The following is a 12,828-nucleotide window of genomic DNA, read 5'->3' on the forward strand; positions in this document are numbered from 1 at the left end:
TTCAAAACCTTACGTGATTCCACATCGAAACACATTTTTCAATTAAGTCAATTATTAAAATACTAATAGCAAACAACATAAAAGCTTAACTAAATAATAAAATTTTCAAAAAAACTTAAATATGGAAAATAATCAGCCTTTATGACTTCTTATATTCAAATTAAAAAAGTGAAACACATAAAAACTTTAAAAACGCTATCAGCAATTTCACCTGTAAAAAATTTAGATTTTTAATAACAAAAACCAACTCTAGAAACTAAAACAATTCCTTATTTTTGCATCTTCCATTTTTTTAAAATCTTATATGAAATTACTATATACCTACATTATCAGACACAAAATGCTCTTGTTTTTTGCGTTGATAATGGCTACTATCAACATTTGTTTCAGTTTGTCAGACTCAGTAATCACAGGAAAATTAATGCAGGACTGTGGTGTTGGAATCTCAAAATACAAAGGAAACGAAATTGGATTTATAAAATCTTTAGCTTTCTGGCTTGGCCTTTCTCTTGGCGCTGCTATGATTTCGAGAATTACCAAAAACTTTCAGGATTATTTTACCAATGTCGTTATTCAGCGTACGGGCGCTCAAATGTATACTGACGGAATCAAGAAATCTCTGGATCTTCCTTATGCAGAATTTGAAGATCAGCGAAGCGGTGAAACTTTAAGCAAACTGACAAAAGTTAGAATCGATTCAGAAAAACTGATTACACTTTCCATTTCGTTAATTTTCCAGACTATTATCGGTTTTATATTCGTAATTGTTTATGTTGCTCGAATCGATTTCAGGATTTCGATTATCTTCTTAATTACAGCGCCAATTATTGCTTTGGTTAGTTTGTATTTGGGAAAAAAGATTAAAATCGTTTCTCGAAAAATTGTGAATCAGACTAATGCATTGGCTGGTTCTACTACCGAAAGTTTACGAAATATCGAGTTAGTAAAAAGTCTTGGTTTAACATATCAAGAAGAAAAACGTTTAAACTTAAATACGTTTAAAATTCTTCAATTAGAATTACAGAAAATCCGTTTTATAAGAAGTTTAAGTTTTATTCAGGGAACAACGGTTCATTTCTTGAGAACTTGCGTTGTTTTTGCTTTGTATTACTTCTTATTTGGAGGGAAAATTATCGTTGGAGATTTATTGACAATGGTATTTTTTACGTTCTTTATTTTTGGTCCATTACAAGAATTAGGAAACTTTATTATTGCTCTGAATGAAACAAAAGTTTCTATGGAGAATTTCAAAAACTTATTGAATGCTCCTAAAGAATTCCGTCCTAAAACTCCAAAACATGTTGGAGCAATCCAGAAATTGCTATTTTCTAATGTGAGTTTTCAACATAAAACAGCTAAATTCAAAGCAGTCGAAAATATCAATTTCGAAATCAAACAAGGACAAACCGTCGCTTTTGTTGGTCCGTCTGGATCTGGAAAAACAACTTTAGTAAAATTATTAGTTGGATTGTATACTCCAGAAGAAGGAGAAATTCTTTACAATGATATCGATTCAACCGAAATTGATTTGTTAGATTTAAGAAAACAACTTGGTTTTGTGACTCAAGATGCACAATTATTCTCAGGAACAATTCGCGAAAACTTATTATTCGTCAAACCAAATGCAACCGACGAAGAACTTTATGATGCTTTAAAACGCGCAAGCTGCGACAAACTCCTTAAACGTGCTGAAGACGGTTTAAATACCACAATCGGCGAAGGCGGAATCAAAGTTTCTGGCGGAGAAAAACAGCGTTTATCTATCGCAAGAGCTATTCTTAGAAATCCGAATTTATTGATTTTTGATGAAGCGACTTCTGCTTTGGATTCTATTACAGAAGAAGAAATTAATGACACTATTCGAAATATCTCAGACAAAAATAGAATTACAGTTTTAATTGCTCACCGTTTATCAACCGTAATGCATGCTGATAGAATTTTTGTCCTAGAACAAGGTAAAATCATTGAACAAGGCAAACATGAAGATTTGATTGTCGAAAAAGGATTGTATTACGCTATGTGGCGCCAGCAGATTGGGGAGCGAAAATAGTTTTTTTAGCCACTAAGGCTCTAAGACTCTAAGTTTTTTAAACAATCTATGCACGTACTATTTGTCATTTCGACGAAGGAGAAATCTCCGTAAGTAACTACGCAACGAAAATCCAATCTTTGTCGAGCTTCTCGTGGAGATTTCTCCTTCGTCGAAATGACATAAAAAGAGAAATACCATAAAATACAAAAGCCGAGAGATTTTACAATCTCTCGGCTTTTTTGAATATTATAAAAAAACTTAGAACCTTAGTTCCTTAGCATCTTAGAACCTTTATTTTACAAAATCCACTGCTTTATCCAAAGCCTCAGCAATTCCATCAACATTTTTACCTCCTGCGGTTGCGAAGAAAGGCTGTCCTCCTCCTCCACCTTGGATATATTTACCTAATTCACGAACAACTTGTCCAGCGTTTAGGTTTTTCTCAGCTACAATTTCTTTTGAAATATAACAAGTTAACATTGGTTTTCCTTCATGAGCGGTTGCGAAAACTACAAATAAGTTATTGTAAGAACCACCTAATTCGTAAGCTAAATCTTTTGCGCCTTCTGGGTTTAAATCTACTTGTTTTGCCAAGAACTGAACTCCATTGATTTCTTGTAATTCTTTAGCTAAATCAGCTTTCATATTTTTAGCCTTATCTTTTAATAAAGCTTCCAATTGCTTTTTCAATTGAGCATTTTCGTCTTGTAACGCTAAGATTGATTTTACAGGATCTTGAGCATTTTTAAGCGCTTCTTTAATTTCAGCTAAAGAAACAGCTTGAGATTCAAAATATTCTTTCGCTGCTTCACTTGTAATGGCTTCAATTCTTCTGATTCCAGCCGCTACAGCTCCTTCAGAAATAATTTTAAAATGCCAGATATCTGATGTATTGGCAACGTGAGTTCCTCCGCATAATTCGACAGAATCACCAAATTTAATGGTACGAACTAAATCACCATATTTCTCCCCAAATAAAGCAATTGCTCCTTCTTCAAGAGCCTGTTCTTTCGGAATAGCTCTTTTTTCGATTAATGGCAAACTTTCGCGAATCCTAGCATTTACGAAATTTTCTACTTCTACTAATTCTTCATCACTTACTTTAGCGAAATGAGAAAAGTCAAAACGCAATGAAGCATTTCTTACCATCGAACCTTTTTGCTCAATATGCGTCCCTAAAATCTTACGTAAAGCCTGGTGCAACAAGTGCGTAGCCGAGTGGTTAGACGAAGTTTTTGCTCTCTGATTTGCATCAACAACCGCATTAAAAGTTCCCGTAAGGTTTTCTGGTAACGATTTTGCTAAATGTATCGTTTGGTTATTTTCTTTCTTTGTGTCAATGATGTAAACAATATCACCATTTTGAGCTTCCAAATATCCTTTATCTCCCGTTTGTCCTCCGCTTTCTCCATAAAAAGGAGTAGCATTGAAAACCAATTGGAAAATCTCCCCGTCTTTAGCACTTTCTACTCTACGGTATTTAGTGATTTTAACCTGTTGAGATAATCTGTCGTAACCAACAAATTCCTGAATATCATCCTCTACAATTACATTCCAGTCACCAGCAGTTACTTTAGACGCTGCACGAGATCTTTCTTTTTGCAATTGCAATTGTTCTTGGAATCCTTCTTCGTCTAATTTCAATCCTCTTTCAGAAAGAATCAAAGCTGTTAAATCGATTGGGAATCCGTAAGTATCATACAATTCAAATGCCTTTTTACCATCAACAGTATCTGTATTGTTATTAGAAATTACAGCATCTAAAAGAACTAATCCCTGATCTAACGTTTTTAAGAATGAATTTTCTTCTTCACGAATTACATTCGAACAAAGTGCTTTCTGCGTTCTGATTTCTGGGAAAGAATCTCCCATTTGTTCGCTTAAAGTTTCAACTAATTTGAAAATAAATGGCTCTTTTGTTCCTAGGAAAGTAAATCCGTAACGAATTGCACGACGCAAAATTCTACGAATTACATATCCTGCTCCCGTATTAGAAGGCAACTGACCATCAGCAATAGCAAAAGCCACTGCACGAACGTGATCTGCCACTACACGAATAGCAATATTCATTTTATTTTGTTCTTCACTAATACCTGTTACATCATTAGTTGTATATTTTGCTCCAGTAATGGTTTCAATTTCTCTAATTAAAGGCATGAAAACATCAGTATCGTAGTTTGATGTTTTTCCTTGTAAAGCCATACACAAACGCTCAAATCCCATTCCGGTATCTACGTGTTGTGCCGGAAGTTTTTCTAACGAACCATCAGCTTTACGGTTGAATTCCATGAATACGTTATTCCAGATTTCAACTACTTGCGGGTGATCATTGTTTACTAAACTTTTTCCAGAAACTAATGCTTTTTCTTCTTCAGAACGTAAATCAACGTGAATTTCAGAACAAGGTCCGCATGGTCCTTGGTCACCCATTTCCCAGAAATTATCTTTTTTGTTTCCAAGAATGATTCTGTCTTCGTCGATTAAAGTTTTCCAGATGTCCCAAGCTTCTTGATCAAACGGAACGTTATCTTCTTTACTTCCTTCAAAAACAGAAACATAAAGATTTTCTTTTGGAATTTTGTACACTTCTGTCAATAGTTCCCAAGCCCAGTTGATCGCTTCTTTTTTGAAGTAATCGCCAAAAGACCAGTTTCCAAGCATTTCAAACATCGTGTGGTGGTAAGTATCGATACCTACTTCTTCAAGGTCGTTATGTTTTCCTGAAACACGAAGACATTTTTGCGTATCGGCTATTCTTGGACTTTTTGGAGTTCCGTTTCCTAAGAAAAATTCTTTAAACTGGGCCATCCCCGAGTTATTGAACATTAGGGTTGGGTCGTCTTTAAGAACAATAGGAGCTGAAGGAACAATAGTGTGCCCTTTACTCTCAAAAAAATCTAAAAATTGTTTACGTACGTCTTGTGATTTCATATTTAAATTAGAAAAATGTGTCTGTTTAATGTGTCAATTTGATAATTAGACGATTAGATAATCCATTCATTTGATGATACGTTAAGTTTTTTATAATGTGATTAAAAAACTTATAATTTAAACAATAAATTGCCTATTTTGCGCATTATCTAATGATAAAATAGCCCCAATATCTAATCATTAATCCTTGTAAAAAAAGTGTCGAAGAGCTGAAACATTATCAGTTTTATTCGGCTAACTTATTTTACAGGGAGCAAAAATAGCGTATTTTAAAATATGGCGAAAGTAAAATATTATTACGACCCAGAAAATCTGGCCTATACGAAAATAAAAACCAGAAAAAGAATTAAAATTGGTTACGCCTTACTGTTTTTATTAGCCTCGGCATTGTTTGGCTTTTTAGTTTTTGTCCTTTTAATTAATACGCCTTATTTTGAAACTCCAAAAGATCGTTTACAGGCACGCGAAATTGAAAATTTAAAGCTTCAATATGCCATTTTGAATAAAAAACTGGATGAAATTGATGAAGCGGCAGATGCTTTAGAAGAGCGTGACAATAATATTTATCGTGTTTATTTCAACAAAGCTGAAATTCCAGATTCAATTCGAAAAGCTGGTTTTAGAAGTTCTGACAGATACAAAGCTCTAGAAGGGTACAATAATTCTCAATTGGTTTTGAATGCCACAAAAAGAATTGACAAACTTTCGAAGCAATTGGCGATTCAGTCTAAATCTCTAGACGAAATTTTAAAATTAGCTGGAGCTAAAGAAAATTTATTGTTAGCGATTCCTGCCATTCAGCCAGTGCGAAATGAAAATTTAAAGCGCGTCGCGTCAGGTTTTGGATACCGCATTGACCCTTTCACGAAAGTGAGAAAAATGCATAACGGAATGGATTTCACCGCAAATACAGGAGCTCCAATTTACGCAACTGGAGATGGCGTGGTGCAAAGAGCTGACAACACGGCCTCTGGGTACGGAAATCATGTTGTAATCAGGCATGGTTTTGGATATGAAAGTTTGTACGCGCATTTAAGCAAATACAACTGCCGACCAGGACAAAAGGTAAAACGCGGAGATGTTATTGGATATGTGGGAAGCACAGGAAGATCTGAAGGTCCTCATTGTCATTATGAAGTGCATAAAGACGGAAAAGTGGTTAACCCGCTGAACTTCTATTATGGAAATATTTCGGCTGTAGAATATGTGGCAATTTCTCAAATGGCAAACCAAGAAAATCAATCATTAGATTAATAGTACAAAAAATAGTATTTTTGAAATAAAATAGAAAAAACGAACCATGCATATTGAACTTTCTAAAGACAAAAGATATTACAGTATTGGCGAAGTAGCCAAAGCTTTTAATGTCAATGCCTCTTTGATACGATTTTGGGACAGCGAATTTGACATTCTAAAACCTAAAAAAAATGCAAAGGGAAACAGGATGTTCACACCAGAAGACATTACCAACCTTCAGCTAATCTATCATTTAGTAAAAGAGAGAGGATTTACGCTAGAAGGCGCCAAAATACACTTAAAAGAGGGTCAGAAGAAAACGTTAGATAAATTCGAAATAATACGTAAATTAGAGTCGATAAAAACGCAACTGAACGAGATAAAAAACGAATTGTAATTAAAAATAGAAATAAACTTAAATCAAAACAAATATGAAAAAATTCTTACCTTGGATTATTGTAGCTGTTGTCATTATTGGATTATATGGCTGGGCTTCTGGAATCTATAATAAAGCAGTTACACTTGATCAAGATGTGAAAGAAAGTTGGGGAAATGTTAATACAGCTTATCAAAAAAGAAATGACCTTATTCCAAATCTAGTAAGTACTGTAAAAGGATATGCGACACATGAAAAAAGCACTCTAACAGCTGTAATTGAAGCCCGTGCAAAAGCTACTTCAGTAACAATCGATCCAACAAATGTTACTCCCGAACAATTAGCTGCATATAATTCTGCACAATCAGGAGTGTCTTCATCTTTATCTAAATTGCTAGTAAGTGTTGAGCAATATCCAGATTTGAAAGCAAATCAGAATTTTATCGATTTACAAAGAGAATTAACCAGTATGGAAAATCAAATTTTAACGGCTAGAACACGTTTTAATGAAGCCGTTAAACCTTATAACAATAATATCAATACTTTTCCAAGAAATATATTGGCGGGAATGTATGGACTTAAAGAAAAACCATACTTTGAAGCTTCGACTGGAGCAGATAAACCAGTTGAAGTAAAATTCTAAAGATTTAATATTTTTGATTAAAGATTTCAGATTTAATCTGCAATCTAAAATCCACAATCTAAACTCTAAAATAATTTCCATGTCAAAAGTAGAAGATTTTTTAACCAAAGAAGAAGAGCAAGAAATTGTTGAAGCTATTCGTATGGCTGAGAATAATACTTCTGGCGAAATTAGAGTACATATAGAAAAAACAACTTCTAAAGTCCATTTTGATAGGGCTTTAGAAGTTTTTCACGAATTACGAATGGATGAAACTAAATTGAAAAATGGAGTATTGCTCTATTTTGCAGTTGAAGACAAAAACTTTGTGATTTGTGGAGACAAAGGAATTAATGATGTAGTAGCCAATGATTTTTGGGATTGTACCAAAGATATTATGGTGAATCATTTTAAAGCCGGCAATTTTAAACAAGGAATTGTTGATGGTATTTTGAATGCTGGAGAACAACTCAAAAAATATTTTCCTTCTCAGGAAGACGATGTAAACGAACTATCTAACGAAATTTCAAAAGGATAAAGAATGAAAAATTCCAAAATTAAAATCCCAAATTCCAATAGAATTTTTCAGATTACTTTTTTATTTATCGCATGTTTCGTTTGCAATACTATTTTTGCTCAATTTACAATTCCAGAAATCCCAAGCAAACAGACTTCAGTTTATGATTACGCCAATCTTTTAAGTGATTCTGAAAAAACGCAATTAGAAGAAAAACTAATTCGTTACTCCGATTCTACTACTACTCAAATTGTTGTTATTACCATTGAAAGTTTAAAAGGAGAAGATGTTAGTCAACTTGCTACAAATTGGGGGCAAAAATGGGGAATTGGAGGAACAGCTAAAGATGATAATGGTGTTGTAATTTTAGTTGCTAAATCCGAAAGAAGGATAGCTATCAATCCTGGTTATGGTTTGGAAGATCGATTGACAGCTGCAATAGGGGGACAAATTATTGATTATATAATTGTTCCAGAATTTAAAGCTGGTAGTTATTATCGTGGACTCGATAAAGGTGCAGATGCTCTTTTTGATGTTTTTAAAGGAAAATATAAAGGCGAACGTAAACAAACAAAAAAAGGACAAGACTTCCCTATTCTGCCTTTTATTGTAATTGTAGTAATTGTTTTAATTTTACTCTCTCGAAATAAAAGAGGCGGAGGAGGAAATTCTGGCAACAATGGCGGTGGAGGTCCTAGCCTACTCGACGTTATTATTCTAAGTAATCTTGGAAGAAGCGGCGGAGGCGGATTTGGAGGCTTCGGTGGCGGCTCATCTGGCGGAGGCGGTGGCTTCGGCGGCGGATTTGGCGGTGGAGGTTTCTCTGGCGGTGGATCAAGCGGAGGCTGGTAAATTCTTTTGTTTAAAGTTTTATTTGTTTCACGTTTCAAGTTTAGGTTTCAATATTAAAAAATCATACATTTACATTTTACAATTTATTAATAGATGTTATCACATAAAGCAAAATACGCCCTTAAGGCCTTACTTTATTTAGCAGAACAAGACGAAAATCACATTTCCAGAACTGTGGAAATAGCTGAAGGGGCTAATATTCCCAAAAAGTTTTTAGAACAGATTTTATTAGATCTAAAACGCGGTCGTTTTGTAAGCAGTAAGCAGGGAAAATTTGGAGGTTATTATCTGATAAAATCTAAAAATGATATCACTTTGGCAGAAATTCACCGATTATTTGACGGTGCAATTGCACTTTTGCCATGTGCTTCTTTAAATTTTTACGAGCCTTGCTCTGATTGTAAAACCGAGTCTGAATGCAGTCTGCGTCACGGTTTGATGCTTATTAGAGACAAAACTTTGAAAGCCATGGAAGGCATCACAATCGCTTCACTTGTAAAAAAATAAAAAAATATTTTCTAAAGTCTAGTAAATCGATAGAATTAATTATATATTTGCCAAAAATAATTAACTAATCATTTACAAAATTTTAACTCATGAAAGTACATTCTAGTAAATCAGGTGGACAAAATCTTTTGCAAAAAAAACATAATTATAATTTCACAACTGTGAATACTGTTTCATCTATGATGTGTATGTGTTGGTAAAAAAAATTTAATATTAAATTCTACTAATCACATATACTTAATATAAAAATGAAAACATCTTTACAAAACATATTTACAATACTTGCTGTTTTAACGTTCTCAATCTCTTTTGCCCAAAAAATTGAAGGGGTTGTCACTACTGATCAAAATATCCCTTTAGAAGCAGCCAATGTGGTAATTAAAGGAACAACTTTTAGCACGATTACAGATTCTGAAGGACGATTTTCAATCGAATCTCAAGGAAAATTACCTCTTACACTTTTAGTTCAATATATTGGCTACAATACTGCTGAACTTGAAATTACAGCTATACCAGCTTCTCCATTATTAATCACTTTACGTGAAGAAAACAAACTTGTTGAGGTTGTCGTTTCTTCAAGAAGAAGAATAGAAAAGGTTCAAGATGTGCCAATTGCCGTTTCTGTTGTTACAGGAAAACAAGCCGAAGCAGCTGGAGCTTTTAACGTTAACCGTATTAAAGAATTGGTTCCTTCTGTACAATTGTATTCTTCAAACCCTCGAAATACTGGAATCAACATCAGAAGTTTAGGTTCACCATTCGGGCTTACCAATGATGGTATCGATCCTGGAGTTGGCTTCTATGTAGATGGTGTTTATTATGCTCGTCCAGCAGCAACAACTTTAGATTTTATCGACGTAGAGCAAATCGAAGTATTGCGCGGGCCACAAGGTTCTTTATTTGGAAAAAATACTACTTCAGGGGCTTTTAATATCACTTCTCGCAAACCAAGTTTTACACCAGGAGCAGATTTCGAAATAAGTTATGGAAATTATGCTTTTTTACAAGCTAAAGCTTCTATAACAGGAGCATTAGGAAAAAAGGTTGCTGGTCGCTTATCTTTTTCAGGAACTCAGCGTGATGGTTTAATTGACAACGTTGTTACAGGAAGACCAACAAACACTTTAAACAATCAAGGTTTTAGAGGACAATTATTATGGACTCCGACAGAAAACACAAACGTTACTTTTGCAGGAGATCTCACAACACAGCGTCCTGACGGATATGCTCAGGTTGTTGCTGGTGTTGCTCCTACTCAAAGAGCTGCATACCGTCAGTTTGATGCTATTATTAAAGATTTAAACTATCAGCTGCCAAGTTTAAATGCTTTTGACCGTAAGATTGATCATGACACTCCTTGGCGTTCTGGACAAGATTTAGGAGGGATTTCGTTAAACATTGACACTAAAATTGGTGGCGGTACGCTTACTTCTACAACTGCTTGGCGTTTTTGGAACTGGGATCCATCTAATGACAGAGATTTCACAGGATTACAAGTTTTAGCTAAATCTCAGAATCCAACAAGACAAACTCAGGTTACACAAGAAGTTCGTTATGCTGGACAATTAACTTCAAAAATTAGTGGTGTTGCAGGAGTATTCTTTATTGATCAGACTTCTCAAACAAATGGTACAGAAGAATCTGGAAATGCACAATGGAGATTCTCTCAAAGCTCAACTAGTCCACTATGGAAAACTCCAGGTCTTTTTGAAGGATACGGAATTCATACTGATGCAAGAATTAGAGCTTCTAGTGCTGCCGTATTTGGTCAGATTGATTGGGCACTTACAGAACGTTTCCATGTTTTACCAGGTTTAAGATATAACTTTGATAAAAAAGACGCTCATTATTCTCGTAAAACTTATGGAGGTCTTCAAACTACAGATCCGGCCTTATTGGCTTTGAAAAAATCAGTTTACTCTGATCAGGCATTTGATTCAGATACAGACAATACAGACTTTTCTGGAAACATCACGCTTACTTATAAAGCATCAGACAAAATCAATATTTATGCAACAGCTGCTAAAAGTTACAAACCTGTTGGAGTTAACGTAGCAGGGCTTCCATCAAACTCTGCGGGACAACCAATGACTGAACTTGCGGTGATTAAACCTGAGAAAGTGTATCATTATGAATTTGGTGTAAAAACTTCTCCATTCAAAAATTCAATCTTCAACTTAACGTTCTTTAATACTGATATCAAAGATTTCCAAACCAACGTTCAAGCAGCTGAGTTAGGAGTAAATCGCGGTTATCTTGCTAACGCAGATAAAGTACGTGTAAGAGGAGCAGAATTGGACGCAAGTTTTGTTATCAGCTCGCACTTAACGATCAATGGTGCTGCAACTTATACTGATGGTAAATATGTTAAATTTACAAATGCGCCACTTCCGTTAGAAGAAACAGGACTTGTTGTTAATGGGGTTCAAGTATCTTACAAAGATGTTTCTGGAACAGAATTGCCAGGTGCTTCAAGATGGGCAGGTTCACTTGGAGGTGAGCTTTCTGATAATGCAAGATTCTTTGGTAATGCTGGAAAAATTTTCTTCGCTGCTGACGGATACGCTCGCTCTGAATTTTCTTCAAGCCCTTCGGCTTCAAAATATTTAGTTGTAAAAGGTTACGCAATCTTTAATGCTCGTTTAGGCTTCCGTGCTTCGCAAGGTTTATCTATTCAGATTTGGGGAAGAAACCTTTTCAACAAAGATTACTATGAGCAATTATTGCCTGCAAGTGGTAACACAGGACAATATGCTGGAGTTCTTGGTGATCAAAGAACTTACGGAGTTACATTTAAGTATTCGCTGTAAGGTGGTTAGTTAGTTTTAGTATTAAAAAGGGATGCATTTTAAAATGTGTCCCTTTTTTTATTTCACAAAAAAAACTTCAAAACAAATTTTAAAATTGAAAGAAATAAGATCATTTGTATAAATTCGCAGCCTGAATTTATCTTTCTTGAGCAGATCTTTTAAATTACTTTTCATCATACTCTTTGTTTTCCAGACGGTTACAGGGCAAAATCAAAGAAATATCGACCATCAGACTTTGACTTGGATTCGATACTACAATATTTTTCCATTATCTGAAAAGTGGGCTATTCATTCTGAATTTGACAATCGAAGCTTTGTAAACCCTGTTCATGAAAATCTTTTTGTTATACGATCTCAAGCTCGTTACAGGGCAACTAAAATGATAGATTTGGGTGCTGGATTTGCTTTTTTTAGTGTGAATACTCAAAATCCAAATATCGATCCAGATTATTCTGTTCCTGAATATCGTGCACAGCAAGATGTAACATTGATTAATGATATTGCTAAAATTACCTTTCATAACCGCTTTCAATTGGAAGAACGCTTCATTCAAAAAGCAGACAAAAACGGACTTTTGGATGAATTTTCATTTGCATATAGATTCAGATACCGTTTGCAATCTATGTTTACAATCTGGGAAAAAGAAGAGAGAAGCATAAAAGGCACTATTTCTGACGAAGTTTTATTTAATTTCGGAAAAGACAATCGCAGAAATACATTCGATCAAAATCGTTTCTACGTTGCTTTGCGTTATCATTTCAATCCAAATCTTGGTTTAGAATTGGGTTATATAAAAAACTTTCAAAGACGCGCTAGCGGCGTAGATTTCTATGATCGTGATATTATTCGATTTACGGTTTATCATAGGATTAATCGGAAATTTTAGATTTTAGATTTCTAATAAAAAAACCGAAAATCAAAAATTTGATTTTCGGTTTTTTTAAT

General features: G+C 34.5%; 10 protein-coding genes. 9 read left to right on the forward strand and 1 reads right to left on the reverse strand.

Features of this window, described 5'->3' with window-relative positions; genetic code table 11:
- Positions 1–304 precede the first annotated feature (304 nt).
- Positions 305–2,050 (forward strand): ABC transporter ATP-binding protein, encoded by a 1,746-nt coding sequence (locus BB050_RS03460; RefSeq protein WP_008467001.1) that lies wholly within the window; start codon positions 305–307, stop codon positions 2,048–2,050.
- A 273-nt stretch (positions 2,051–2,323) separates the two neighbouring features.
- Here the strand turns inward: BB050_RS03460 and alaS are convergent, their stop codons facing one another.
- The gene (gene alaS, locus BB050_RS03465) at positions 2,324–4,963 is read right to left on the reverse strand and encodes an alanine--tRNA ligase (protein ID WP_066032622.1); all 2,640 of its coding nucleotides are present in this window, start codon (positions 4,961–4,963) and stop codon (positions 2,324–2,326) included.
- 276 nt (positions 4,964–5,239) lie between these two features.
- On the opposite strand from alaS, the gene BB050_RS03470 reads away from it, so the two are divergent.
- From BB050_RS03470 to BB050_RS03505, 8 genes are all read left to right on the forward strand, one after another.
- A complete protein-coding gene (locus BB050_RS03470; protein WP_066032623.1) occupies positions 5,240–6,217 on the forward strand; it encodes a M23 family metallopeptidase in 978 nt (325 codons plus the stop codon).
- Positions 6,218–6,263: 46 nt separating this feature from the next.
- Positions 6,264–6,596 (forward strand): MerR family transcriptional regulator, encoded by a 333-nt coding sequence (locus BB050_RS03475; protein WP_008467004.1) that lies wholly within the window; start codon positions 6,264–6,266, stop codon positions 6,594–6,596.
- A gap of 34 nt (positions 6,597–6,630) precedes the next feature.
- Positions 6,631–7,218 carry a LemA family protein gene (locus BB050_RS03480; RefSeq protein WP_066032624.1) on the forward strand — a complete coding sequence of 196 codons (588 nt, stop codon included), beginning with the start codon at positions 6,631–6,633 and terminating at the stop codon, positions 7,216–7,218.
- Positions 7,219–7,297: 79 nt separating this feature from the next.
- The gene (locus BB050_RS03485) at positions 7,298–7,735 is read left to right on the forward strand and encodes a TPM domain-containing protein (protein ID WP_066032625.1); all 438 of its coding nucleotides are present in this window, start codon (positions 7,298–7,300) and stop codon (positions 7,733–7,735) included.
- Between the two features lie 3 nt (positions 7,736–7,738).
- Complete coding sequence (locus BB050_RS03490) at positions 7,739–8,566, forward strand: TPM domain-containing protein (protein ID WP_066032626.1); 828 nt, start codon at positions 7,739–7,741, stop codon at positions 8,564–8,566.
- Between the two features lie 93 nt (positions 8,567–8,659).
- On the forward strand, positions 8,660–9,073 hold the full coding sequence (locus tag BB050_RS03495) for an RrF2 family transcriptional regulator (protein ID WP_008467009.1): 414 nt from the start codon (positions 8,660–8,662) through the stop codon (positions 9,071–9,073).
- A 248-nt stretch (positions 9,074–9,321) separates the two neighbouring features.
- Positions 9,322–11,883 carry a TonB-dependent receptor gene (locus BB050_RS03500; RefSeq protein ID WP_066032627.1) on the forward strand — a complete coding sequence of 854 codons (2,562 nt, stop codon included), beginning with the start codon at positions 9,322–9,324 and terminating at the stop codon, positions 11,881–11,883.
- Positions 11,884–12,028: 145 nt separating this feature from the next.
- On the forward strand, positions 12,029–12,769 hold the full coding sequence (locus BB050_RS03505) for a DUF2490 domain-containing protein (RefSeq protein ID WP_236940413.1): 741 nt from the start codon (positions 12,029–12,031) through the stop codon (positions 12,767–12,769).
- The last annotated feature ends 59 nt before the right edge of the window (positions 12,770–12,828 follow it).

Origin of the sequence: Flavobacterium anhuiense, assembly GCF_001705175.1 — a bacterium.
GTDB classification, from domain to species: Bacteria; Bacteroidota; Bacteroidia; order Flavobacteriales; family Flavobacteriaceae; genus Flavobacterium; species Flavobacterium anhuiense.